The organism is Streptomyces aurantiogriseus, assembly GCF_014649375.1.
GTDB classification, from domain to species: Bacteria; Actinomycetota; Actinomycetes; order Streptomycetales; family Streptomycetaceae; genus Streptomyces; species Streptomyces aurantiogriseus.
Genome location: NZ_BMSX01000011.1, coordinates 265,311 through 290,003 on the forward strand (window position 1 = coordinate 265,311; position 24,693 = coordinate 290,003).

General features: G+C 71.4%; 23 protein-coding genes and 1 pseudogene. 11 read left to right on the plus strand and 13 right to left on the minus strand.

The window, feature by feature from the left end; translation table 11 throughout:
- Positions 1-2: 2 nt before the first annotated feature.
- The 5 genes from IE263_RS23960 to IE263_RS23985 all read left to right on the plus strand — a co-directional run bounded on the left by IE263_RS23960 (position 3) and on the right by IE263_RS23985 (position 5,125).
- Entirely contained in the window at positions 3-1,337 is a 1,335-nt protein-coding gene (locus tag IE263_RS23960; protein ID WP_189939789.1) for a sulfate adenylyltransferase subunit 1, read from the plus strand.
- Between the two features lie 221 nt (positions 1,338-1,558).
- Complete coding sequence (locus IE263_RS23970; RefSeq protein WP_189939791.1) at positions 1,559-2,665, plus strand: aliphatic sulfonate ABC transporter substrate-binding protein; 1,107 nt, start codon at positions 1,559-1,561, stop codon at positions 2,663-2,665.
- Positions 2,666-2,701: 36 nt separating this feature from the next.
- A complete protein-coding gene (locus IE263_RS23975) occupies positions 2,702-3,487 on the plus strand; it encodes an ABC transporter ATP-binding protein (RefSeq protein ID WP_189939792.1) in 786 nt (261 codons plus the stop codon).
- A complete protein-coding gene (locus IE263_RS23980; RefSeq protein ID WP_189939793.1) occupies positions 3,474-4,379 on the plus strand; it encodes an ABC transporter permease in 906 nt (301 codons plus the stop codon). The genes IE263_RS23975 and IE263_RS23980 overlap by 14 nt, the downstream gene beginning before the upstream one ends.
- A gap of 5 nt (positions 4,380-4,384) precedes the next feature.
- A complete protein-coding gene (locus IE263_RS23985; protein WP_189939794.1) occupies positions 4,385-5,125 on the plus strand; it encodes a sirohydrochlorin chelatase in 741 nt (246 codons plus the stop codon).
- 374 nt (positions 5,126-5,499) lie between these two features.
- Here the strand turns inward: IE263_RS23985 and IE263_RS23990 are convergent, their stop codons facing one another.
- Complete coding sequence (locus IE263_RS23990) at positions 5,500-6,483, minus strand: ArsR family transcriptional regulator (RefSeq protein WP_229911125.1); 984 nt, start codon at positions 6,481-6,483, stop codon at positions 5,500-5,502.
- A gap of 56 nt (positions 6,484-6,539) precedes the next feature.
- Between IE263_RS23990 and IE263_RS23995 the strand changes: the two genes are divergently transcribed.
- Both IE263_RS23995 and IE263_RS24000 read left to right on the plus strand, forming a co-directional pair.
- Positions 6,540-7,808: an MFS transporter gene (locus IE263_RS23995; protein ID WP_189939795.1), complete on the plus strand. Its 1,269-nt coding sequence runs from the start codon at positions 6,540-6,542 to the stop codon at positions 7,806-7,808.
- Positions 7,809-7,833: 25 nt separating this feature from the next.
- Positions 7,834-8,016 (plus strand): hypothetical protein, encoded by a 183-nt coding sequence (locus IE263_RS24000; RefSeq protein ID WP_189939796.1) that lies wholly within the window; start codon positions 7,834-7,836, stop codon positions 8,014-8,016.
- 22 nt (positions 8,017-8,038) lie between these two features.
- Here IE263_RS24000 and IE263_RS24005 read toward each other — a convergent pair whose 3' ends face one another.
- The 3 genes from IE263_RS24005 to IE263_RS24015 are packed head-to-tail and all read right to left on the minus strand — an operon-like array spanning position 8,039 to position 10,362.
- A complete protein-coding gene (locus tag IE263_RS24005; protein WP_189939797.1) occupies positions 8,039-8,662 on the minus strand; it encodes a mycothiol-dependent nitroreductase Rv2466c family protein in 624 nt (207 codons plus the stop codon).
- A gap of 55 nt (positions 8,663-8,717) precedes the next feature.
- Positions 8,718-9,314, minus strand: coding sequence for a TIGR03086 family metal-binding protein (locus tag IE263_RS24010; RefSeq protein WP_189939798.1), 597 nt, complete (start codon positions 9,312-9,314; stop codon positions 8,718-8,720).
- Between the two features lie 10 nt (positions 9,315-9,324).
- Complete coding sequence (locus IE263_RS24015) at positions 9,325-10,362, minus strand: ketopantoate reductase family protein (protein WP_189939799.1); 1,038 nt, start codon at positions 10,360-10,362, stop codon at positions 9,325-9,327.
- A 38-nt stretch (positions 10,363-10,400) separates the two neighbouring features.
- On the opposite strand from IE263_RS24015, the gene IE263_RS24020 reads away from it, so the two are divergent.
- A complete protein-coding gene (locus tag IE263_RS24020; RefSeq protein ID WP_189939800.1) occupies positions 10,401-11,240 on the plus strand; it encodes an aldo/keto reductase in 840 nt (279 codons plus the stop codon).
- A 149-nt stretch (positions 11,241-11,389) separates the two neighbouring features.
- Positions 11,390-11,545: a hypothetical protein gene (locus tag IE263_RS24025; protein ID WP_189939801.1), complete on the plus strand. Its 156-nt coding sequence runs from the start codon at positions 11,390-11,392 to the stop codon at positions 11,543-11,545.
- Here the strand turns inward: IE263_RS24025 and IE263_RS24030 are convergent.
- Entirely contained in the window at positions 11,517-12,065 is a 549-nt protein-coding gene (locus tag IE263_RS24030) for a DUF1697 domain-containing protein (RefSeq protein ID WP_189939802.1), read from the minus strand. The genes IE263_RS24025 and IE263_RS24030 overlap by 29 nt on opposite strands.
- 307 nt (positions 12,066-12,372) lie before the next feature.
- Here IE263_RS24030 and IE263_RS24035 point away from each other — a divergent pair, with 307 nt between their 5' ends.
- Positions 12,373-14,619, plus strand: coding sequence for an MMPL family transporter (locus IE263_RS24035; RefSeq protein WP_189939803.1), 2,247 nt, complete (start codon positions 12,373-12,375; stop codon positions 14,617-14,619).
- Between the two features lie 52 nt (positions 14,620-14,671).
- Here the strand turns inward: IE263_RS24035 and mgt are convergent.
- The 4 genes and pseudogenes from mgt to IE263_RS24055 form a co-directional block, all read right to left on the minus strand.
- Positions 14,672-15,935 (minus strand): annotated as a pseudogene (mgt, locus tag IE263_RS24040) (macrolide-inactivating glycosyltransferase).
- Positions 15,936-16,103: 168 nt separating this feature from the next.
- Positions 16,104-17,381: an ABC transporter substrate-binding protein gene (locus IE263_RS24045; RefSeq protein ID WP_189939805.1), complete on the minus strand. Its 1,278-nt coding sequence runs from the start codon at positions 17,379-17,381 to the stop codon at positions 16,104-16,106.
- A gap of 29 nt (positions 17,382-17,410) precedes the next feature.
- On the minus strand, positions 17,411-18,244 hold the full coding sequence (locus IE263_RS24050) for a carbohydrate ABC transporter permease (RefSeq protein WP_189939806.1): 834 nt from the start codon (positions 18,242-18,244) through the stop codon (positions 17,411-17,413).
- Positions 18,241-19,107 (minus strand): carbohydrate ABC transporter permease, encoded by an 867-nt coding sequence (locus IE263_RS24055; protein ID WP_189939807.1) that lies wholly within the window; start codon positions 19,105-19,107, stop codon positions 18,241-18,243. Before IE263_RS24055 ends, IE263_RS24050 begins: the two co-directional genes overlap by 4 nt.
- Before the next feature lie 275 nt (positions 19,108-19,382).
- On the opposite strand from IE263_RS24055, the gene IE263_RS24060 reads away from it, so the two are divergent.
- Entirely contained in the window at positions 19,383-20,246 is an 864-nt protein-coding gene (locus IE263_RS24060; protein ID WP_189939808.1) for a phosphotransferase enzyme family protein, read from the plus strand.
- A 14-nt stretch (positions 20,247-20,260) separates the two neighbouring features.
- Here IE263_RS24060 and IE263_RS24065 read toward each other — a convergent pair whose 3' ends face one another.
- From IE263_RS24065 to IE263_RS24080, 4 genes are all read right to left on the minus strand, one after another.
- Positions 20,261-20,986 carry a 3'-5' exonuclease gene (locus IE263_RS24065; RefSeq protein WP_189939809.1) on the minus strand — a complete coding sequence of 242 codons (726 nt, stop codon included), beginning with the start codon at positions 20,984-20,986 and terminating at the stop codon, positions 20,261-20,263.
- A gap of 118 nt (positions 20,987-21,104) precedes the next feature.
- Positions 21,105-22,343, minus strand: a complete 1,239-nt coding sequence (locus IE263_RS24070) for a DUF5919 domain-containing protein (RefSeq protein WP_229911126.1) — start codon at positions 22,341-22,343, stop codon at positions 21,105-21,107.
- Positions 22,344-22,457: 114 nt separating this feature from the next.
- Positions 22,458-23,768: a copper amine oxidase gene (locus tag IE263_RS24075; protein WP_189939810.1), complete on the minus strand. Its 1,311-nt coding sequence runs from the start codon at positions 23,766-23,768 to the stop codon at positions 22,458-22,460.
- A gap of 64 nt (positions 23,769-23,832) precedes the next feature.
- Entirely contained in the window at positions 23,833-24,672 is an 840-nt protein-coding gene (locus tag IE263_RS24080) for a Tat pathway signal sequence domain protein (RefSeq protein ID WP_189939811.1), read from the minus strand.
- Positions 24,673-24,693: the final 21 nt, after the last annotated feature.

Sequence of the window (24,693 nt, forward strand, 5' to 3'; positions counted from 1 at the left end):
GCATGAGCACGATCACGACCGAGGAACTCTCGGCCACGACCCTGCTGCGGTTCGCCACCGCGGGCTCCGTCGACGACGGCAAGTCCACGCTCGTCGGCCGCCTGCTGCACGACTCCAAGTCGATCCTCACGGACCAGCTGGAGGCCGTCGAGCGCGCCTCGGCGAGCCGCGGGCAGGAAGGTCCCGACCTCGCGCTGCTCACCGACGGTCTGCGCGCCGAGCGCGAGCAGGGCATCACCATCGACGTGGCGTACCGCTACTTCGCCACGGCCCGGCGCCGGTTCATCCTCGCCGACACGCCCGGCCATGTGCAGTACACCCGCAACATGGTGACGGGTGCCTCCACGGCCGAGCTGACGGTGATCCTGGTCGACGCCCGCAACGGGGTCGTCGAGCAGACCCGCCGGCACGCGGCGATCGCCGCGCTGCTGCGCGTCCCGCACGTCGTGCTCGCGGTCAACAAGATGGACCTGGTCGACTACCAGGAGTCCGTGTTCGCCGCGATCGCCGAGGAGTTCACGGCGTACGCGACCGAGCTGGGCGTCCCGGAGGTCACCGCGATCCCGATCTCGGCGCTCGCCGGCGACAACGTGGTGGAGCCGTCCGCGACCATGGACTGGTACGGCGGCCCGACCGTCCTGGAGCACCTGGAGACCGTGCCGGTCAGCCACGACCTGGCGCACTGCCACGCGCGGCTGCCCGTGCAGTACGTGATCCGGCCGCAGACCGCCGAGCACCCGGACTACCGCGGCTACGCCGGTCAGATCGCCGCCGGCACGTTCCGCGTGGGCGAGGAGGTCACCGTCCTGCCGTCCGGGAAGAAGACGACCATCGCCGGGATCGACCTGCTGGGCAGGCCGGTCGACGTGGCGTGGACGACCCAGTCGGTGACCGTGCTGCTCGCGGACGACATCGACGTCTCGCGCGGCGACCTGATCGTGCCGAGCAAGGACGCGCCGGCCACCACGCAGGACGTCGAGGCCACCGTCTGCCATGTCGCCGACCAGCCGCTGACCGTCGGCCACCGGGTGCTGCTCAAGCACGGCACCCGCACCGTCAAGGCGATCGTCAAGGACATCCCGTCCCGTCTCACCCTCGACGACCTGTCCCTGCACCCGCACCCGGGACAGCTCGTCGCCAACGACATCGGCCGGGTGAAGATCCGCACCGCGGAACCGCTGCCGGTCGACTCCTACGCCGACTCGCGCCGCACGGGCTCGTTCATTTTGATCGACCCGAACGACGGCACCACGCTCACCGCGGGCATGGTCGGCGAGTCCTTCGCCTCCCCGGAGCCGGTCAAGGACCAGGCCGAGGACGACGGGTGGGACTTCTGACGTGACCACCACCGACTACTACTCCACGTTCGCCAAGGAGGGCGGCCGCGTCGGCAGCGGCGCCATCGGCAGCGGGCAGGGCGGAGTGGCGCGATGTGCGGCGTGACGTACGCGCACTGCCTGCGCGCCCTCGCCCCCCACCGCCGTAAGCGAAGACCTGCCGACCTCCCGGCCACGACCTGAGAGACGTGACCGCCGGGCCAACGAGAGGAACGCCTCCCGTGCCTGCCACATCCAGCATCCGCCGTACCTTCGCGGTGATGACCGCACTTCCTCTGCTGACCCTCGCCGCCTGCGGCTACGGCTCCAAGGCCGACGACGACACGTCCACCCAGAAGGTCGCCGCCGGTGCGGAGAAGATCGACGGTCTCGACTCCGTCAAGATCGGCTACTTCGGCAACCTGACCCACGGGACCGCCCTCGTCGGTGTGAACAAGGGCTACTTCCAGAAGGCGCTCGGCGCCACCAAGGCGACGTACCAGGTCTTCAACGCCGGCCCCTCCGAGATCGAGGCCCTGAACTCGGGCTCCATCGACATCGGCTGGATCGGCCCGTCCCCGGCGATCAACGGCTACACCAAGTCCGCGGGCAAGAACCTGCGGATCATCGGCGGTTCGGCGTCCGGCGGTGTGAAGCTCGTGGTCAACCCGGACAAGATCAAGAGCCTGAAGGACGTCAAGGGCAAGAAGATCGCGACCCCGCAGCTCGGCAACACGCAGGACGTGGCGTTCCTCAACTGGATCGCGGAGCAGGGCTGGAAGGTCGACGCGGAGAGCGGCAAGGGCGACGTGTCGGTCGTCCGCACCGACAACAAGGTCACCCCGGACGCCTACAAGTCCGGCTCCATCGACGGCGCCTGGGTGCCGGAGCCGACCGCGTCCAAGCTGGTCGCCGAGGGCGCCAAGGTGCTGCTGGACGAGGCCGACCTGTGGCCGGACAAGAAGTTCGTGATCACGAACATCATCGTGTCGCAGAAGTTCCTCGAGGAGCACCCGAAGGCCGTCGAGGCCGTGCTGAAGGCGTCGGTCGACGTCAACAAGTTCATCAACGCCAACCCCGACGAGGCGAAGGCCGCGGCGAACGCGCAGCTGAAGGTGGACTCCGGCAAGGAGCTGCCCGCCGAGGTCCTGGACCCGGCGTGGAAGTCGATCCAGTTCACCAACGACCCGCTGGCCTCCACGCTCAACACCGAGGCCGAGCACGCGGTCAAGGCCGGTCTGCTGGAGGACCCGCTACTGAAGGGCATCTACGACCTCGCGCCGTTGAACAAGGTCCTCGAGGCCGCGGGTGAGAGCACGGTCGACGACGCCGGTCTCGGCGTCAAGTAAGCCCGAAGTCGGATGAGTTCCCAGGAGGTGACGACCATGGCCACCACCCTCGCCAAGGCGGAAAGCGCCGAGTCGGTGGAGTACGCCGCCCGCATCGAGCACGTGTCGAAGTCCTTCGCCGGGCCAGCCGGGCAGCAGCTCGTCCTGGACGACATCACCCTCGATGTCGCTCCGGGCGAGTTCGTCACCCTCCTGGGGGCCTCCGGCTGTGGCAAGTCCACGCTGCTGAACCTGGTGGCGGGGCTGGACCAGCCCAGCGCCGGCAGCATCAGCACCGACGGGCGCCCCGCTCTGATGTTCCAGGAGCACGCCCTGTTCCCGTGGCTGACCGCGGGCAAGAACATCGAACTCGCCCTGAAGCTCGGGGGCGTTCCGAAGAACGAACGGCGCGGCCGGGCCGAGGAGCTGCTCGAACTGGTGCGGCTGAAGGGCTCGTACGGCAAGCGGGTGCACGAGCTGTCGGGCGGTATGCGCCAGCGGGTGGCGCTGGCGCGTGCGCTCGCGCAGGACGCCCGGCTGCTGCTGATGGACGAGCCGTTCGCGGCGCTCGACGCCATCACCCGGGACGTGCTGCACGACGAGCTGACCCGGATCTGGGAGGAGACCGGGCTGTCGGTGCTGTTCGTCACGCACAACGTGCGGGAGGCGGTGCGGCTCGCGCAGCGCGTCGTCCTGCTCTCCTCCCGGCCGGGCCGGGTGGCCCGTGAGTGGACCGTCGGCATTCCGCAGCCGCGCCGTATCGAGGACGCGCCCGTGGCCGAACTGTCCCTGGAGATCACCGAAGTCCTGCGTGGGGAGATCCGCCGTCATGGCCAGCACTGAGACGAAGACGACGGACACCCGCGCCGAGGGCGATCAGCAGCTCGCCTCGGTGGAGGCGGGGCTGGACGCCCTGGAGACCGGCGTCGTCAGCCGTACGTCGTTCCAGCAGACCTTCGTCAACAAGATCCTGCCGCCGATCATCGCGATCGCGGTCGTGCTGGTGGTCTGGCAGGCGCTGATCTCCTTCAAGATCGTCGACGATCCGAGCAAGCTGCCCTCGCCCGCCGACGTGGGGGGCGAGTTCAAGGAAGCGTGGCTGGAGGGCAAGCTCCTCGAGTACATCTGGACCAGCGTCTCGCGCGGTCTGCTGGGCTTCCTGATGGCGCTGGCCATCGGCACCCCGCTGGGTCTGATCGTGGCCCGGGTGAAGTTCGTGCGGGCGGCGATCGGCCCCATCCTGTCCGGTCTGCAGTCCCTGCCGTCGGTGGCGTGGGTGCCGCCGGCCGTGATCTGGCTGGGTCTGAACAACTCGATGATGTACGCGGTGATCCTGCTCGGCGCGGTCCCCTCCATCGCCAACGGCCTGGTCTCCGGCATCGACCAGGTGCCCCCGCTGTTCCTGCGGGCGGGCCGCACGATGGGCGCGACCGGGCTGAAGGGCGCCTGGCACATCGTCCTGCCGGCCGCGCTCCCCGGCTACCTGGGCGGTCTGAAGCAGGGCTGGGCCTTCTCCTGGCGCTCGCTGATGGCGGCGGAGATCATCGCCTCCTCGCCGGACCTGGGCATCGGCCTGGGCGCGCTGCTGGAGAACGGCCGCAACGCCAGCTCCATGGCGATGGTCTTCGAGGCGATCGTCCTGATCCTCTTCGTCGGCATCGCCATCGACCTGCTGATCTTCAGCCCGCTGGAGCGGCGTGTGCTGCGCGGCCGCGGTCTGCTGGTGAAGGGCTGACCCGCGTGCACCACCAGCCGGTTCTTCTCGTGATCGCCCACGGCAGCCGCGACCCGCGGCACGCGGCGACCGTCCACGCCCTGGTGCGCCGGGTGCGGTCGCTGCGGCCGGGACTGCGCGTGGAGACCGGCTTCCTGGACTTCAACGTCCCCTCGGTACAGGGGGTGCTGGAGTCCCTGGCGGCGGAGGGCGTACGGGACGTCGTCGCCCTCCCCCTCCTGCTGACGCGCGCCTTCCACGCGAAGGCGGACATCCCGGCGGTCCTGCGGGACGCGCCGCGGCGGCTGCGGATCCGCCAGACCGAGGTGCTGGGCCCGTCCCCGCTGCTGCTGTCCGCCCTCGAACGGCGACTGTACGAGGCGGGGCTGACGACCGTCGACAAGTCCTCGACCGGGGTCGTGCTGGCCTCGGCGGGGTCCACGGACCCGGAGGCGATCGCGGTGATCGCCGACATCGCGCGGGAGTGGTGGCACACCGGTTGGTGCGCCGTGCGACCCGCGTTCGCCTCCGCATCCCTTCCACGCACGGAGGACGCGGTGCGCGAACTGCGGGAGCTGGGCTGTTCCACGGTGGCGGTCGCCCCGTACGTCCTGGCCCCCGGCTTCCTGCCGGACCGCATCGCCCGGGGCGCGGCCGGGGCGGACGTCCTGGCCGGGGTGCTCGGCCCGGCACCGGAAGTGGCACGGGTGCTGCTGGAGCGGTACGACGCGGCACGGTCGCCGAGACTGGCGGCGGTCGGGGCCTGAGCCGGTCGGCGGAGCCGTTCCTCGCGGCCGGGCCGGTGCGGCCCGCTGTCCGCCGGTCTCCCCCTCGTCCCGCCAGGCCATGCCGGTCTCCCCCTCGTCCCGCCAGGCCCTGCCGGGCAGGGCCTGCCGCAGGCGCGGGGCCGGCACGCCCTCCCCCACTTCCGGCTTCTCCCCCGTTCCCGCCTTTCTCCCCCGCTCCCGGCTTCGCTCGAGCGGGAGGGACCCCCATGAGCGGGAGGGGCCCACCGGCGTTGTCGTCGGTCGCCGACTCCCCCGCGCTCCGAACAGCCTCGCGCGGGGGCACCCCCTCGCCGCCGCTCACCTGCGCTGATGAGTCACCGCCGGTTTCCTGCGACCTGATCCGCCGGAAGGCCCTAACGGCACAGTTCGTCGCCGAGGAGCGTTCGCGCGTACCGTACGGTCCGGCCGCTTCTCGTGCGGCTGAGCAGCCCCGCGTCATAGAGCACCGCGAGGTGCTGGCTCACCGCTCCCGGAGTGACACCCAGACGGTGGGCCAGTTCGGTGGTGGAGGCCGGTTCCGCCAGGAGGAGCAGGAGGCGGGCGCGGGGGCGGCCGAGGAGGCGGACGAGGGCGTCGTCGGTGACCGGGGGCGGTGTCTCGGAGAGGGTGGCGCGGCCGCGCGCCGGATACATGAGCACGGGTGGCCGTGACGGGTCGATCAGGGGCTGGGCGCCCCGGGCGAACAGCGTGGGCAGCAGCACCATGCCTCGTCCGGCGATGCTGACGTCGGCCCAGGGTGCCTGGACCATGAAGTCCCGTGTGGACAGCTGGAGACGGCTGCCGGTCCAGGTGAGCCGTCGGTCGAGGCCGGGCAGCAGCGTGCCCGCGCCCTGCTCGGCCAGCACGCGTCCCCGGTGGGCGAGGTCGGCCTCCAGGATGCTCTGCACACGCGGCCACCAGTCCGCGACCAGGCAGGTGTGCCAGTAGGCGTCGAGGGCGTCCGCGATCCGGGCGAGGAACGCGCCGGGATCGGCCAGCCCACGGGCGACGACGGGCGGCAGGGCGTCCTCGGTCCGGTAGGTGGCACGGAAGTCGGCGACGACCACCTCGAGCGGGGTGCCACGGACCCGGTCCAGTTCGTCGGCGAAGGCGGGGCGGGCCCGGTCGGGGCGCGGGGTGAGGAAGTCCGGCACCCACAGCCAGGGCGCGACCAGGGCGGTGAGCAGTTCGCGGTCGAGGGATTCCAGGCGCGGGCGGATCCGACGCAGCCACGGGCGGTGATGGGGATAGCGGGCCGGGTCGTGCAGGGAGCGCAGGGAGAAGACCGCCTCCTGGAGCGGGGAGTACGCGAAGGAGGTGGTGGCGAGGTCGCCGACGGCGAACCGGATCTCGATCATTCAGTGTCAGGCTAAATCAATGCCGGTGGGGTGTCGCCCCCGGGTTGGCTGTCCGCATGACCACGACACCCACGTCGGAGCAGGTCACGCGTGCCTCGGGCCTGCTCCCCGCCGACCCCACCCTGCGCCGCGCCTCGCTGCTGACTTTCGTCAACTCCCTCGGCAACGGCCTCTACTTCCCGCTCGGCGTTCTGTACTTCACCCGGATCGTCGGTCTCGACACGACCGCCGTCGGCCTCGGGATGACGGGCGCGGGGCTCGTCGGCGTGGCTGCCGGGGTACCCGCGGGGCGGGCGGCGGACCGGTGGGGCTCCCGCCGCGTGGCCGCGCTGCTGTGGGCCGGCACCGGGGTGGCTACGGCCGCCTACGTGCTGGTGCACTCGTACGCCGGTTTCCTGGTCGCGGTGGTCTGTGCGACCGGGCTGCAGATGGCCTCGCGCGGGGTGCAGGGCGCGCTGTACGCGGACGTGCTGCCGGCGGCCACGCGGGTGGAGGCGCGGGCGTATCTGCGGATGGTGACGAACGTGGGCATGGGCGTCGGTGGCGCGTTCGGGGCGATCGCACTTCAACTCGACACCAGGGACGCCTATGTGACGGTGATTCTGCTGAACGCGCTGTCGTTCGCGGGGCCCGCGTTGCTGATCCCCGGGTTGCCTCTGGCCCCGCACGCCCAGGACCGCCCGCCCCTCTCCGCGGACGCCCCGGCCGCCGACCGCTGGCGTGCGGTGCGTGACCTGCCGTTCCTGGCGGTGACCGTGCTGAACGCCGTGCTGGTCGTGCAGTACACGCTCTCCGAGGTCGGGCTGCCGCTGTGGATCGTGGAGCGAACGGAGGCCCCGCGCTGGACGGCGGCCCTGCTGATGATCGTGAACTGTGTGCTGGTGGCCCTGCTCCAGGTCCCGGTCGCGCGCCGCTTCTCCCACGTCCCCGACGCCGTACGGGCGATGGGCTGGTCGGGTTTGCTGCTGGCCGCCGCCTGCGCGGTCTACGCCCTCTCCGCGGGCCTCTCCCCCATGTGGGCGGTCTTGGCTCTCACCGCCGGAGCTGTCGTCCACGTCTTCGCCGAGGTCCTCTCGGCGGCCGGTGGCTGGACTCTCGGCTATGCCCTCGCCGACTCCCGAGCCCACGGCGTCTACCAGGGCGTCTTCGGGGCGGGCATGTCCGCGGGGATGATGGCGGGCCCGGCCCTGGTCACCGTCACCGCGATCCAGCACGGCTCGGCGGGCTGGGCGGTGCTGGGTGTGCTGTTCGCGGTGGCAGGGCTCGGGATGGGGCCGGCGGTGCGGTGGGCGGGGCGGGACGGGTGGCGGGGCGAGAAGGGCTGACGGGGAGTCCACGAAGCCGCCGGGCGTGCGGCGCTGGGTCGACCTGGCCGACGTAGGGGACTTCGTCGCCCTACGGAAGGGCGAACTGACCCGTGTCTTCCCGGAGGTGGAACAGCTGCCGGACATCAGCATCGCGCCCTGGTGGCCGCACAGCGTCCTGGACTACCTGCGTCACCCCAGCCTGTCCGGAGCCGTCCTGACCTCCTGACGCACAGCTCCGGACGCCCCCGTCACTCGAACGACAGCCCTCCCACCCGTGTCCGCTTCAGCTCGAAGAAGTCGGGTTCCACCGCCAGCACCCGGAAGGCGTCGAAGAGTTCGGCCGCCCGGTCGCCGCGGGGGATCGCCCGGAGCACAGGGCCGAACCACACCGTCCCGTCCACGTGGATCGTCGGCGTGCCGACGTACCCGCCGGAGTCCGGCTCCGCTCCCGCCTCGTGGCTGCGGCGGACGGCGTCGTCGTACGACGGATCGTGGGCGGCGGCGCACAGTTCGGCGGGCAGGCCGAGTTCGGCGAGGGAGTCGGCGATCACGGTGTCGAAGTCGTCGAGGCGGCGTTCGTGGATGCGGGTGCCGTACGCGGTGTACAGGTCGCGCAGGACCTTGTCGCCGTGCTGCGCCGCCGCCGCGACGGCGACCCGTACCGGGCCGATCGACTTGTCGACCAACGCGCGGTACCAGTCGGGGAGTTCGTTGCCGGTGTTGTGGAGGTAGAGGCTCATCAGCCGGAAGCGGAGGTCGAGCGGACGGTGCCGCTCGACCTCCAGCAGCCAGCGGGAGGTGATCCAGGCGAACGGGCAGGCGGGGTCGAACCAGAAGTCGACGCGGGTGGGTGAGACGGCTGTGCTGGTCATGGCGTCGACGCTAGTTCCCGATTGGACCTCGTTCACGGCCCAATACCGGTCCTTGTCAATGGTCCACTCGGGTGCCCTGCCCCGGGTCCCGTCCGCTGGCCGCCAGTGCCCGCTCGAACGCCGGCGCGTCGGCCGGTACCGGCACCGGGTCGGCGAAGCCGTCGTACTGGCGGTAGAGGTCGCCGTGGCGTTCGACCACGTCGAGGACCAGGCGCGCGGCACCGTCCGAGACATGGAGCTTCTGGCCGGTGGAGACGGCCACGTCCCAGCCGTGGACCGCCATCTCCTTGATGATCATCGAAGCGAGCTCGGCGGCGGGCAGGGACGCGGGCCCGAGGTCGACCTCGCCCTCCCAGACGGCCGGGTCGGCCCAGGCGGCGACCGCACGGTCGAGCTGGGCGGCATAGGCCTCGGACCAGTCGGGGTCGGCGGTGAAGTCGCGGGCGACGAGGTCCTCGGGGAGCTGCTTGCGCAGGGCGCGGTGCTCCAGGCCGTGGGAGGTGTAGAGGACCCAGTGGTTGACCAGGGCGCGGAGGTTCCAGTCGGTGCAGTGGATCGGGTCGTTCAGCCTGGCCGCCGGGACGCCGCGCGCGACGCGCGCCGCCTCGGCGGCACATTCGGACATGTACCGGTGCGTCTCGTCGTACTTCATGCCCCTCACGCTAGGGACGGGCGCCCCGGTCCTCTTGAACAAACGCGACAGCCTCGTCGGCCAGCCGGGTCAGCTCCCGCAGCGGCAACGAGCCGGGGGCCCTGCGCTCGCGCGCGAACTGGTTCGCGAGCCGCTGCAGGAGTTCGTTCAGCGGGGTCGGTACGCCGTGCAGGCGGCCGAGGAGGGCGATCTCGCCGTTGAGGTGATCGGCCTCGATGCTGCCGGCGCCCCGGCTGAGGGACTGCCAGGAGGAGCCGCCGCCGCGCGGGACGCCCTCGAGGGGCACCAGGGTGACTTTGTCGCCCCGGGCGGCCGCCTGCTCCTCGGCGCCCACGTACGCGATCCCGGCGGCGGCGAGGACCGACTCCCCCTCGGCCCGCACCCTGCGGTACAGCGCGACGGCCTCCTCGCTGTCGACGGGGCCGCTCACCGCCTCCAGGGCGTTGCCCAGGTTGGACAGCAGCTTGGCGTACTGCCAGCGCGCCACGTCCGGCACGACCGGCGCCTCGAAGTGCGCCTTCTCCAGGTCGGCGGCGATCCGGCGGGCGGTGTCGTCGGTACCGTGCGGGTGGCGGCCGAGGTGGAGGACGCCGGTGAGCGGGGTGCCGGCGGCGGAGACGACGCCCGGTTCGACGTGGGTGGCGGGCAGCCAGACGCAGACGCCGTAGACGTGCCGGAAGCGGCGCAGGGCCAGGCGCTGGCTCTCCACTCCGTTCTGTGCGCAGACCAGCGGCAACCGCTCGGCGGCCGTGCCGCCGCCCTCGACCGGGGCCGGCCCCCACGCCTCGAGCGCGGCCTCACTGTCCTGCGTCTTCACGGCGAGGACGAGGACGTCGTCGGCGCGCAGCGTGCCGAGCGCGTCCGGTCCGTCGACGACGGGCAGCCGGAACCTCAGCTCACCCTCCGGCACCCTCAGCCGCAGCCCGCCCTCCCGCAGCGCCGCGTGGTGCGCACCGCGTGCGACCAGTACGACCTCCTGCCCAGCCTCCGCGAGACGTCCTCCGACGGTTCCGCCGATCGCCCCTGCCCCGATGATGATGTAGCGCATGGAGCGAGCCTCGCACAGCGGTGTGTACGCTGCGTCGGATGATCGGGAAAACGCTCGTCGTGGGCGGTGAGCTGACGGTCCGTCGGCTCGGTTACGGCACCGCCCAGCTCACGGGCCCCGGCTACTGGGGGCCGCGCGGCGACACCCGGGACGCCGTCGCCGTCCTGCGGCGGGCGGTGGAGCGCGGCGTCACGCTGATCGACACGGCCGACAACTACGGCCCGTCGCTCGCGGAGGAACTGGTCGCCGAGGCGCTCCACCCCTACCCTCAGGGCCTGTTGATCGCCACGAAGGGCGGGGTCGTCCGGACCGGCGACAGCGCCTGGCATGTCGACGGGCGGCCCGACCGGCTGCGCGCGATGTGCGAGGCGAGCCTGCGCCGGCTGCGCCTCGACACCATCGACCTGTACCAGCTGCACCGGCTCGATCCGGCCGTCCCGATGGCCGACCAGCTGGGCGCGCTCGACGAGTTGCGCGCCGAGGGCAAGATCCGGCATCTGGGCCTGGACACGGTCACCGCCGAACAGCTCATGTCCGCAGTCGAGTTGACAGAGATCGCCGCGGTCCAGAACCGCTACAACCTCCTCGACCGCGCGAGCGAACCGCTCCTTCGGCTGTGCGAGGCACGCGGGATCGCCTTCCTGCCCTGGTTCCCGCTCGGCAACGGGACACTCACGACCGACCCGGTCTGCACGTCGATCGCCGCCGCGCACGGCGCCACCCCGGCCCAGATCGCCCTGTCCTGGCTGCTGCACCACTCCCCCGTCCTCTGCCCGACGCCCGGCACCGGCACCCTGGCCCACCTGGAGGAGAACCTGGACGCGGCCGCCGTACACCTCACGGAGGACGAGACGGCCCGGCTGGACGCGCTGGGTTGACCTTGCCCCTGGGGCAGGGCCGTCCGGGGGCATGACGACTTCGACCGGTACGCCGGCCCGGCTCGGGCAGGTACGGGACGTACTTCGCCGACGGCTTCCACGACGACCACTGGGTCACCGAGTACCAACGGCCCTAAGGCAGCCGGCGGTTGGCGGACGCGCAGGTGTCCGCCGACTTCTACGGGTGGGGGCTCTCCCCCGTCGACCGCTACGGCTCGCTCACCGAGGACGACGTCGACGCGCTCGGCGGAGACGACCTCCACGGCCTGCGGAAGGTCACCCTTGCGTCATCTCCACCAGCTTGACCACGGTGTTCCAGTTGCGGGTGGTGGCGATCAGCCCCTTGTTCACCCGCGGCTTGGAGAGCTGTTCGGCGAGCTTGGAGCGGCCCAGGCCGTCGGGGGCGTACAGGTACAGGGCACGGTCGCCGAGCCGGAACTCCTCGGGGAGGTGCGCGGCCTGGTCGATCCCGGCGAAGCGGTCGGGGTCGACGGGGACGGAGAAGTAGGTGACGTGGAGCTGCTTGGCCTCCAGGTCGGCGGCAGGGAACGGGCAGGCCTCGGCGATCGCCTTCAGATAGGCGTGGTCGCGGACGATCACGTCGACCGAGAAGCCGAACTGCTTCTCGATCGCCCGCGTGATCTCCCCGGCGAGGCCGTCCTCGTCGCCGTGGTCGCAGGAGAAGACGGCCTGGCCGCTCTGCAGGTAGGTGCGCACGTCGCCGTGTCCGAGGCCCTCCAGGAGAGTGCGCAGGACGGCCATGGGGACCTTCTTGGCGCCGCCCACGTTGATACCGCGCAGCAGCGCCGCGTACGTCGTCGTCATGTGCACACAGTAGGGCGGCCGTCGTGACCCGGGGAGGTGGGCATGGCGGCCGCGGTCGCCGGGTGCGCGGACCGGGGCTGCGGACCTGACGCCTCCGCTTTTCCCTGATCATCGCCCCCGAGATCCTCGAAATAGATGTAAGGGCCCTCCTCCTCCCCAGCGGTGAGACGGCGGGGTCCGAGGGGAGGACCCGGGCGCCCGAGGGTTCACCGGGCAGCACGACGAGATGGCTTTATGCGACCCATACCTTCGAAGCGAAAGGTGGCGGCAGGGGGTCGCCACCGCACCTCAAGGGGGCAAGCCCGTCATGGGGAACGGAGATTCGCGGGTGCGGGGCATCGCCGCGCGGGCCGGCGGCTGGAGTGCCCGGCACCGCTGGGCGGCCGTCGGCATCTGGATGCTGTTCGTCGTCCTGGCGATGGGGCTCGGTTCGGCCGCGGGCCGGGTCGACGTCAAGGACAGCGACCAGCTCAAGGGCGAGACACACACCGCGGCCAAGATCATCGAGGACGCGGGGATCGAGGAGCCCGCGAGCGAGACGGTCCTCGTCCAGGCCAAGGGCGACGGGCTGAAGGCCACGGACGCCGAGTTCCGGCAGGCCGTCGAGGCGGTCATCAAGGCCGTCGAGGGCACCGGCAAGGTTACCGACGTCACCTCGCCGTACGACACGCAGACCATCTCCGAGGACGGTCGCAGCGCGCTGGTTCAGTTCGACATGACCGGTGACTCCGACACCGCGGGTGAGCGGGTGGAGCCGGTCCTGAAGGCCGTCGAGGGCGTGCAGAAGAACCACGAGTCGCTGCGGATCGAGGAGATCGGCGGCGCCAGCATGATGAAGACGTTCGACGACGCGTTCGGGGACGACTTCCAGAAGGCCGAGTACTCCGCTGTGCCGGTGGCCCTCGGCATTCTGCTCATCGCCTTCGGCGCGCTGGTGGCGGCGCTGCTGCCGGTACTGCTGGCGATCACCGCGATCATGGCGACGATGGGCCTGATGGGCGTCGTCAGCCACGTCATGCCGATGAGCGACACCGCCAACTCCGTGATGCTGCTGGTCGGTCTGGCCGTCGGCGTCGACTACTGCCTGTTCTACCTGCGCCGGGAGCGCGAGGAGCGGGTCGCGGGCCGGGACGCGCAGACCGCCCTGCGGATCGCCGCCGCCACCAGTGGCCGTGCGATCGTCGTCTCCGGTGTCACGGTGTGCGTGGCCATGGCGGGCATGCTGTTCACCGGGCTCGCCGAGTTCGAGGCGATGGGCCTGGCCTCGTTGATGGTCGTGGCCGTGGCCATGGTGGGCTCCGTGACCGTGCTGCCCGCGCTGCTGTCGCTGCTGGGCGAGCGGGTCGAGAAGGGCCGCCTCCCGTTCCTGAAGCGCCGCAGCACCGCCGGCAACAGCGGGAGCCGGTTCTGGTCGGCCGTCCTGAAGGGTGTGCTCGCCAAGCCCGTCGTCTCCGTCGTGGTCGCGACCGGCGCGCTGCTCGCCATCGCGGCGCCCGCGCTCGGCATGAAGACCCAGCAGCTCACCCTGGACCAGGAGTTCGGCGACTCGCTGCCCATCGTGCAGACCTACAACCGTCTCAACGAGGCCTTCCCGGGCGGCTCCGAGCCGGCCGAGGTGGTCGTCAAGGCCGACGACATCAACGCGCCCGAGGTGAAGTCCGCGCTCGCCGACTTCCGTGAACGGGCGATCAGTTCGGGTGCCTCACGCGGCCCGGTCGAGATCAAGCTGCACGACGACCGGAACATCGCCTTCGTGTACGTCCCACTGGTCGGCGGCTCCGACCTGGACAAGGCGGGCACGAGCCTGGACAAGCTGCGCGACGACGTACGGCCCGCCACCCTCGGCAAGGTCGACGGCGTCGAGGCGCCGATCACCGGACAGGTGGCCGGTTCGAAGGACTTCAACGACCAGCTGGCCGGAGCCGTCGTCCCGGTCTTCGCCTTCGTCGTGGTCTTCGCCTTCGCGCTGATGCTGCTGTCGTTCCGCTCGCTGACGATCGCGCTCACCTCGATCGTGCTGAACCTGCTCTCGGTGGGCGCCGCCTACGGCATCCTCGTGGCGGTCTTCCAGCACGGCTGGGGCGCGTCCCTGGTGGGCGCGGAGGGCGTCGGCGCCATCATCACCTGGCTGCCGCTGTTCCTCTTCGTGATCCTGTTCGGCCTGTCGATGGACTACCACGTGTTCGTGGTCTCCCGGATCCGCGAGGCGCGGCTGCGGGGCCGCACCACGAAGGACGCGATCACCCACGGCGTGGTCACCACGGCCGGCGTCGTCACCAGCGCCGCGGTCATCATGGTCGCCGTCTTCGCGATCTTCGGCACGCTGTCCATGCAGTCCATGAAGCAGATGGGCGTGGGCCTGGCCGCCGCGGTCCTGATCGACGCGACGATCATCCGGGGCGTGCTGCTCCCGGCGGTGATGGCCCTGCTCGGCGAGCGCAACTGGTACCTGCCGAAGTGGCTGAACCGGCTGCCGGACCTTACCCACGACGAGTCGCCCGAGGCGGCCGCGCGGACGACGCGGGACGACGAGGGTGAACCCGTGAGGGTCTGATCCCTCCCGGACCGAGGGCCCGTTGACCACCGGGGAGTCAACGGGCCCTCACTCATGCGTGCCGCTGACGCAGTTCGGCCTCGATCAGATCGGCGGCCCGGCGTGTACCGCCCTCCTGGGCCATGCCGGCCTGGATCTCCTTCAGCCGTCGGGCGACCTCCGGATCGTCGACCAGGGCCAGGGCGGTGGCCCGCAGGGTCTCGGCGGTCGCCTCCTCCGTCGGCACGTGCCGGGCGACACCGAGGCCCTGGAGCATGTCCGCGTTCCCGAACTGGTCCACGGCCTGCGGAACGGCGATCATCGGGGTCGCCGTGGCCAGCCCCTCCTGGCTGCCGCCGGCGCCGGCGTGGGTGACGAACAGGTCGGCCTGCTTCAGGATCGCCAACTGCGGCACCCAGGAACGCACGTCGACGTTCGCCGGTACGTCCCCCAGCTCGGCCGGGTCCACGTGCTTGCCGACCTGGAGCACGAGGTGCCAGCCGGGGAGCCCGGCGAAGGCCTCGACGCAGGCGCGGTAGAACGCCGGCTGCCTGGTGAAGGCCGAGCCCAGCGAGACGAGGACGACCTTCTCGGCGTCGGCGGGCCGGCTCCAGGTGCCCTCGGCGGCGCGGTCGCCCTGGCAGGCGCCGACGAAGGTGTACACGCTCTCGTCGACCCGGTCGGCGTTCGGCTGGAGCGCCTTCGGGATGAGGACCAGGGAGCGGGCGGGCCGGCCGGTGAACGGATCGGGGTGCTCGGTGATCCCGTTCTCCGCCAGCCAGGCCTCGAAGCGGGCGTAGTAGGCCTGTCCGCGCGCGGTCTTCTTCGGCTCCGCCCACATCGGCTCGGCGACCTCCTCCTCGTAGCCCTCCCAGGCCACGAGATTGGGTGAGAGGGAGATCGCGGGCACGCCCCAGCGGTGGGCGAGAACGCGGGCCGGGTAGGCGGTGATGTCGTGCAGCACGAGATCGGGCTCGTCCCCGGCGTAGGCCTCGATCAGCTGGGGCAGCGCCTGGATCGCGTCGTCGAGGAAGGGCTCCACGTTGTCGAGGAGGGTGGTGCCCCAGACCGACGGGTCGGCGTCGGGCGAGGGAAGGGTGGAGTGCCACGTCTTCACCTCGGCGCCGGTCGCGGCGACCTTGTCGGCGAAGGCGGGCGGGATGGCGTAGGTGACCCGGTGGCCGCGCGCGACGAGCTCCCGGATCACCTCCAGGCTGGGGTTCACATGGCCGTGGGCGGCGATGGAGAACATGGCGATGTGCGCGGGAGTGGTCAGGTCCGCGGAAGTGGTCATGCCGCCGACCGTACGCGAGACGAGACGTCTCGTGCAAATGCATGACGACGCCGGAGGGCGGGCCGGTCGGTACGGTCACCGCAGGCCGCCGTCACGGCAGTCGCTGTCACCGCCGACCAGCACCGTCACTACAGGCCGGCACTGTCACCGCAGACGAGCACAGTCACCGCCGGCCGGCACTGTCACCGCCGTTCAGAGCCGTCGCCGACACTCAGCGCTGGTAGCGGGCCAGCACCAGGTTCCCTTCCTTCTCCAGGCGGTCGCGCAGCTCGTCGAGGTCGATCGCGCCGCTGTAGTACTCCTGGAAGGCCGGGGTCGCCACCTTGTCCTTCCACTCCGGGTAGCCGCGGACCGACTGCGCGGGCGCCGGACGCAGATGGGCGGCGAGGGCGGTACCGGTGGCCCAGTCGTCCTTCGTGGTGTGCAGGGCGGGGTCGGCGAGCGCCCGGGTGCCGGTGGGCAGCATCCAGTCGCCCAGGGCCAGCCGGACCATGTTCCCGGGCCTCAGCAGGAAGTCGATGAAGGCGGCGGCCTCCTTCTTGTGCGGGCTGTCCTCGGCGATGGACAGGGTCTGCGGGCTCACGCCCTGGGTGAGCCCGTCGGCCCCGGCCGGGGCGGGCAGCACCTGCCAGTCGAAGCCCTTCGGCGCCTGCTGAACGACCTGCTGGCGGTAGGAGAAGCCGAGCGGGACCATCGCGTACTTGCCGGCGAAGAAGCCGGGCAGGGTGTCCGAGCCGCCGCTGCCCAGCAGCGAGCCCGGGGCGCTGCGGTCCTCGCCGACCTGGTCGTGAACCATGCGGGGGACGACCTCGTCGCCGCTCTCGAAGCGGACGGTGACCTTGCCGTCCGCGCCCCGGTGGAAGAGCTGCCCGCCCGCCGACAGGGAGAGGTTGAGCGTGGCGGAGACGGGGTCCTTGAGCGGCCAGGCCACACCGTACCTGCCGTCGCCGCTGAGCTGATCGGTGATCTGCTGGAACTCCGCCCAGTCCCAGGGTCTTTCGGGCGTGGGGATCCGTACGCCGGACTCCTTCAGCCAGGTGGCGTTCGCGATGAGCACGCGCGGCTCCTGGAGGAAGGGGACGCCGTAGATGCCGTCCCCGAAGGTGGCTGTCTCCCAACTGCGGTGCGGTATGTCGGACTTGAGCCGCTGGGGCAGCAGGTCGGTCAGGTCGGCGAGATGGCCGCCGTAGGCGAAGTCCGCGAGGTCGTCGGAGGCGTCGTGGATGACGTCCGGTGCCTCACCGCCCTCGAAGGAGGTGAGGAGCTGGTCGTGGACACTGTCCCAACTTCCCTGGACGTACTCGACCTTCACATCCGGATGGCTCGCGTTCCACTCGTCCACCAGCTCCTTGTTGGCCTCGACGGACTCCTCCTGCCAGGCGAGGGACTGGAAGCGCAGGGTGATCCGGCCGTCGTCCGAGCCGCCGCTGCCGGTGCAGCCGGCGAGCAGCAGTCCGAGGGCGAGGACGGCCGCGCTTCTCGTACGCATCAGTCTCGTACGCATCAGTCTTGTACGCATCAGCTCTTCACCGCCCCGGTGAGCATGCCGCTCGTGATCCGTCGCTGGATGACCGCGAAGACGAGCAGGGAGGGAAGGGTGGCGAGGAAGGCGGCGGCCGCCAGGGGGCCGAGGTCGGCGACACCCTCCGCGCCGATGAAGTGGGTGAGGACGACCGGCAGGGTCTGTTTCTCCGGCGTCTTCAGCAGCACCAGCGCGAAGAAGAACTCGTTCCACGCCGTGATGAACGCGAACAGCCCCGTCGCCACGATCCCCGGCGCGAGCAGCGGCGCCGTCACCGACACCAGGGTCCGCAGCCGCCCTGCGCCGTCGACGGCCGCCGCCTCCTCCAGTTCGACGGGCACCGCACGCACGTACCCGACCAGCATCCACAGCGCGAACGGCAGCGCCCACACCACGTACACCATGACCAGGCCCGGCAGGGAGTTGATCAGCCGCAGGTTCTTCAGCACCAGGAACAGCGGGATGATCACCAGCACGAGCGGGAACGCCTGGCTGACGACGACCCACCCGGTCGCGGCCCGCGCGAGCAGGGTGCGGTGCCGGGCCATGACATAGGCCAGCGGGGTCGCGAGCAGTACGGCGATCAGGGCGGCCCCGGCGGCGGCGAGCAGGGAGTTGCCCGCGGCGCGCAGCAGTGGCTGTTCGTCGAAGGCCTGCCGGAAGTTGGCGAGGGTGGGGTCCTCGGGGAACCAGCCGGGGCGCAGACTGCCCAGTTCACGCGGCGACTTGAAGGCGGTGGAGACCAGCCAGAGGAAGGGGAAGGCCAGGAAGACGAGATAGGCGAGCAGGGCGAGGTACTGGCCGACGCGGCCCGTGGCGCTGGTCCTCATGCCCGGTCACCTCCCCTGAGCCGGCCCACCAGGAAGAGAGCGAGGAGCACCGAGATCACCGCGACCATCACGCATCCCATCGCCGCCGCGTAGCCGAACTGGCCGTAGCGGAAGGCCTCTTCGTAGGCGAAGAGCATGGGCAACCGGGTGCGGCCGCCGGGACCGCCGCTGGTCAGGACGTAGACCAGGGCGAAGGAGTTGAAGTTCCAGATGAAGTTGAGCGCGGTGATCGCCAGGGCGACGGGGCGGAGCGCGGGCCAGGTGACCGTGCGGAAGCGGCGCCAGGCGCCCGCGCCGTCGACCGCGGCGGCCTCGTGGAGTTCGCGCGGGGTGTTCTGCAGTCCGGCGAGCAGGGCGACGGTCGTCTGGGACATGCCCGCCCAGACGCCGACGACGATCACCGCGGGCAGGGCGGTCGCCAGGCCGCTCAGCCAGTCCCGTCCGTCACCGAGGCCCAGGTCGCGCAGGGTCTCGTTGAGGACACCGGCGTCGGGGCTGTAGACGAGCCGCCACATGATGCCGACGACGACCTCGGGCATCGCCCACGGGACGATCGCGAGGGCGCGGGCCAGCCAGCGCAGCCGTAACTCCTGGTTGAGCAGCAGGGCCAGGCCCAGGGCGAGCAGGAACTGCGGGACGGTCACCCCGACCGCCCAGACCAGCCCGATGCGGAACGACTCCCAGAACAGCGTGTCGTGCCCCAGGTCCCGGAAGTTGAGCCCGCCGATCCACTGCGTGGGCTCGGTGCGGCCCGACTGGGCGTCGGTGAACGCCAGCAGGATCCCGTACAGCAGCGGGCCGACGCTCAGCACCAGGATGGGGAGCAGCGCGGGCAGGACGAGGAACCAGGCGCCATGGCTCACGAGGTCCCGCGGCGGTCCGGTGCCGGACGCACGGCGCGCGCCGCCTCGCCCTTCGCTCCCTCTCCCTTCGCTCCCTCTCCCCTCGGTCGTCAGCGACACGAAGCGATCCCCCTTCCCGCGGCTGTGACGGGCCCCGCCATGGTCGTGAAGCCGCTGTACCCCGTCAAGGCACCGCGCAGATGGCCCCACCTGTACGAATGCGAGACTGGCCGTCGGATGGCCGGATCCCGACGCCGTCCCCGAGGTAGAGGCACACGACGAGACGGAGGCGGACGATGGACGAGGCACGTGCGCGGGACGTACTGGTCGCGGCGGGGGTGCTGCCCGGCCCGGCCCGGGACGCGCGGCTCCTCGCCCTGGGCGAGAACGCGGTGTTCGCCGCCGGCGACCTGGTGGTGAAGGTCGGCCGCGACGCCGAACTCCTCGACCGGGCCCGGCGCGAGCTGGACATCGCGGCGTGGCTGGAGGAGGCGGGAGTCCCCGCGGTGCGGGCGGCCGAGCCGAAGGCCCTGCTGGTCGAGGGACACCCGGTGACGGTGTGGCACCGGCTGCCCGACCCGGTACGGCCCGCCGAGCCGCGGGATCTGGCCGAACTCCTGCGTGTCGTGCACACCCTGCCCTCCCCCTCCTTCACCCTGCCCCCGCGGGATCTGCTGTCCGGCGTGGAGCGCTGGCTGCGGCTCGCGGGCGACGCGGTCGACCCGGCGGACGCCGCCTATCTGCGCGAGCGCCGCGACGGCTTCGCCACGGCCGCCGCCGCGCTCACGCCGCAGCTGTCGCCCGGCCCGATCCACGGCGACGCACTGCCCCGCAACGTCCACATAGGCCCGGACGGCCCGGTCCTGGTCGACCTGGAGACCTTCTCCGCCGACCTGCGCGAGCACGACCTGGTCGTGATGGCCCTCTCCCGCGACCGCTACGGCCTGCCCGCCGAGGCCTACGACACCTTCACCGCGACGTACGGCTGGGACGTACGCGCGTGGGAGGGCTGCCCGGTCCTGCGCGGCGCCCGCGAGACCGCGAGCTGCGCCTGGGTCGCCCAGCACGCACCGGCCAACCCCAAGGCCCTCGCCGAGTTCGAACGCCGGGTGGCGTCCCTGCGGGACGGGGACGAGACGGTGCGCTGGTACCCCTTCTGAGCCGGGCAGCCGGCTCAGGCGGACCGGCTGTCCGCCAGCTCCCGCAGGGGCCATGTCCCGTCCACGACCGCCTGGGCGTCGCCCTTGCGGCGGAGGAAGTCCTGGAAGTCCGCCGCCCACTCGGCGTACCACTCGATCTGGCGGCGGTGCAGCTCCGCCGGGCCGAGGGCCGCGACCTTGGTGTGGCGCTCGGCTATCGCGCAGGCCAGGCGGGCCGCGGCGAGGGCGTCGGCGCAGGCGTCGTGGGCCGCGTCGAGGGGGACGCCGTACTCGGCGCAGACCGCTTCGAGGTTGCGCTTGCCGCGGCGGTAGCGGTCGGCCCAGCGGTCGATGGTGTACGGGTCGACGACCGGGGCCGGGTCGACGCCGCCCAGGCGGTCGCGCAGGGGCGGCAGTCCGTGCCGCCGCAGTTCGGCGGAGAGGAGTGTGAGGTCGAAGGCGGCGTTGTAGGCGACGACCGGGACGCCTGTCTTCCAGTACGTGACGAGGACGCCGGCGATCGCGTCCGCGACCTGGTCGGCGGGGCGGCCCTCGGCGGCCGCCCGCTCGTTGCTGATCCCGTGGACGGCCACGGCGTCCGCCGGGATCTCCACGCCGGGGTCGGCCAGCCATTCCCGGCGCCCCAGAACCTGCCCGTCCCTGACCTCGATCACGGCCCCTGTGACGATGCGCGCCTCGCGCGGATCCGTCCCGGTCGTCTCCAGGTCGAAGCCGATGAGCAGCTCGCGGTGCCAGGCCATGGTGGCCCCCCTTCTTGGTGGTGCTTCCCCCAGTGGTCTCCACCTTCCCATGCGCCACTGACAATCAGAGGATCGCGTTCCGCTTAGCTGGGGAGGCTCCACGGAAGGACACGACAGTTCAGGACACGGGCCGCGAATCCGCCCAGGCCAGCTCGAACTCCTCGCGATAGGCGGAGAAAAGTCCGCCTTCGTCGATCTCGCCCGACTTGACCACCCGGTTGCCGTTCCGCAGGACCAGCACCGGCGCCTCCATGCCCCGCATCCGCCGCAGATAGGACTGCACGACCGCGATGCCGTCGGAGCCGTCGCCGTCGACGAGGTAGGCCGTGAAGCGGGGCGTCTCGTCGTACACCTGGATCTGGAAGGCGCCCGGGTCGCGCAGGCGGGAGCGGACGCGGCGCATGTGCAGGATGTTCATCTCCACCGCGCGGCTCAACTCACCGCGCTTCATGCCCAGTTCGCGCTCGCGGCGCTTGACCGCGCTGGAGGCCGGGTTGAGGAACAGCAGCCGGACGCGGGCGCCGGCCTCGGCGAGGCGGACCAGCCGCCGGCCGGAGAAGTTCTGGACGAGCAGATTGAGGCCGATGCCGATGGCGTCCAGGCGGCGGGCGCCGTCGAAGATGTCCTCGGCGGGGAACTGGCGCAGCAGCCGCACCCGGTCGGAGTGGACGGCGACCACGTCCGCGTACCGGTCGCCGACGAGGTCCTCGACCGCGTCCACGGGCAGCCGGCGCGCGGACGGCACGTCGCCGCCGGTGCCGAGCACCTCCAGCAGCCGTGCGGATGCCCGTTCGGCCTGGCCCAGGACGGCCTCGGACAGCGCCCGGTTGCGGGAGACCACGTTGCGGGTGACCTCCAGCTCGTCCAGGGCGAGCTCGACGTCCCGGCGGTCGTCGAAGTACGGCTCGAAGCACGGCCAGTGCTGCACCATCAGCTCGCGCAGCTGGGGCAGCGTGAGGAAGGAGATCACGTTGTCGTCGGCCGGGTCGAGCAGGTAGCCCTTGCGGCGGCTGACTTCGCGTACGGCGACCGCACGCTGCACCCACTCCTGTCCGGCGGGGCCGGCCGCGGCGACCACCCAGTCGTCGCCGTGGACGGGTTCGTAGATGGGCCGCAGCACGGCGGCCACGACGGCGCGCAGCCGCTGTTCGACGAGGTTCAGCCAGATGTAGGCCCGGCCGGCCCGCTGGGCGCGGGTGCGCACCTCCCGCCAGGCCTCGGCGTCCCAGTCCAGCTCCGGCCCGATGGCGCCTTCCATCGGCCGGGCCAGCGACACCGTGCCGGGCGGGACGTCCGTGGAGGAGCCTCCCTCGTGACCCTCGTCACCAGGGGGCAGCTCCAGCCCTCCCGAGCCCACCCAAGCACCGCCTTCCGCTCCCCCGAGCACTCCCCGTCCCAACGATCAAGGAAGGGTACTCCGGGAGCGGTGGGCGGTGCAGCCGGATGGACAGGTCGTTTCTCAACTGTCCGTCTACGGACGGCCGTTCTCGCCCGCGAGGGACGGCGGAGTGAGCGGATTCATAGCGGTGACGTCCCTCGGGGCGATCGAGAAGCCCTGCCAGTGGACCGGCATGGGCTGCTGGTCCTCGTCCCGCGCGACATGGTGGAAGCCGACGTTGACCCAGGTCACGGGGTGCGTGAGCGTCTGGCCGTTCACCCACTTGTCGACGGAGTAGCCGTGCCGCGGGTTGGCGCAGAGGCGGACGTTGTTGTTGGCGTACTGCTCGCACGCGTTGTACTCCGTGAAGTACACGTCGTGCTTCGTGAAGGGGCGTCCCGGGTACTTGCTCGTGGCGCCGGGGACGATCTCGTACGAGCGCGGGTGGCCGTCCTTGTTCTTGCCGGTCGCGCTGACCACGCGCCACCAGCGCATGTTCGCGGCGTCGCCCGCGAGTTCCTTGGTGACGGTGGTGCGGGTGGTCTTGTTGGTCGGGCCCTGGCCGCCGGGGGCGGGCGGGCTGACCACCGAGTCGTACTGCTCGACCTTGGTCTTGGAGGAGCCGTCGAGGCCGAAGTCGAGCCGCCAGAAGACGTTGTGGTTGTGGCTGGTGGAGTAGGCCTTGGCGCCCTTGCCGATGGGCCAGCCGCGGCCGTCACCGGCGTCGTAGTCGAAGGGCGAGAGGCTGCCGGTGGCGCCGACGTTCATGTTGATGGTGCCGTCGTCGGAGAAGCGCCACTCGGTGATGTACTCGTACCAGCTGACCTTGTTGACGGTGTAGACGAGCAGGTCCTTGCCCTGGGCCTGGTAGACCTTGCCCGAGTCGGTCTGCATGCGGTACGCGTGCCCGCGCGCGCGGGTCGTGGTGCACAGGCCTTTGACGTTCGGGTTCGTACTGTTGTACGCCTCGGGGACCTTCACCGTCTTGATGGTGCCGCCGGGGCACTCGCCGGGCGCCATGTTCACCAGGCCCGAACCGAAGTTGTAGTCGGTGATGTCGTTGTACTCGTTCTTGCCGTCGTCGTACGGCACATGGATCTGGGCGAGCTTGGCACTGTTGAGGACCTGGATCGGGCGGGCCTCGCCGGGCGGCTGGTAGGAGATCTTCTCCAGGATGAGGCCGGACTTGGCCTCGAAGCGCCAGCACATGCGCCAGGTGGTGCCGTTCGAGAGCTTCTGCTGGATGCGGTAGGCGGCGCTGCAGTCGGCGGCCGCCGCCGGAGCCGCCTTCGGCTGGGCGGCAGCCGGGCCGGTACCGGTGGTCGTCGCGCCGGCGGCAAGCGCGGCCACGGACAGACCGAGGGCCGCTCCCTTGCGGGCACGGCTATTTCTGATCACGCGCATGAGGAAAGGACTCCCTTTGCATCCCTACGACGGGAGATGAAGGTTGGAAAACTGGACGGACGGGTCAGCCGGCGAGCCGGGCCACCTTGCGGGCGCTGAGGTCGATCACGAAGGACCGGGTGTCGATCCACGGCCCGTTCTTGACCTTCGGCAGCAGCCGGACGCAGCGGTGGATGCCGCACTGGTCGAGGACGGCGGGCTGGGCGCCCGGCGAGGCGCGGTACACCATGCCGGCGAGCACCAGCTGGTCGGGCGAGGTGAGTTCCTTGCCGGTGGCGTCCTTGTAGTCCGCCTTCAGGCCCGCGCCCAGCGGGTCGGCGATCAGCAGCTGGGCCGCCTCGGTCTGCTCGGCGGCGCTCAGCGGCGGCTGGACGCCCTGCCGGCTGGCGGTGCTCTCGACCTTGCCCGTGTCGAGGTTGACGGTCTTGGTGACGAGCGTGTCGTTCCTGTAGTCGTAGAAGGTGACCTCGGCGCGCCGGGGCGCGTCCGGGTCGTCGACCTCGTTCGCCGCGGGATCGGCGAGGTCCACGCTCAGGCGCTGCGGGCCGCGGTCGCCGTCGACGTCCTCGGTGGCGTTGAAGAGCTGCCGGTTGACCGCGAGACTCTGGACCCGCGCGATCTCGTCGTCGGTGAGCGGGTCGCGGCCCTGGCCCTTCCGGCCCTCGGCCGGCGCCTCCTCGACGACTCCGGGCTCGACCGCGGCCGAGCCGCCCTGCTGCCCGGCGCCCTGTCCGGCCCCCGCTCCGGCCGCCTGCTGCGCGGCCTGTCCGCTCGTGCTCCCTCCGGTTCCGTCCGCCCCTGCCGTGCCCGGCAGGGTGATCGCGATCATCGCGGCTGTACCGGCCACCGCTATGGCCGCGCCTGCCACCACCTTGCCCAGGTGGCGCCGCACTGTCGTGCGCACATCTTCCCCCTACTCCCCCTG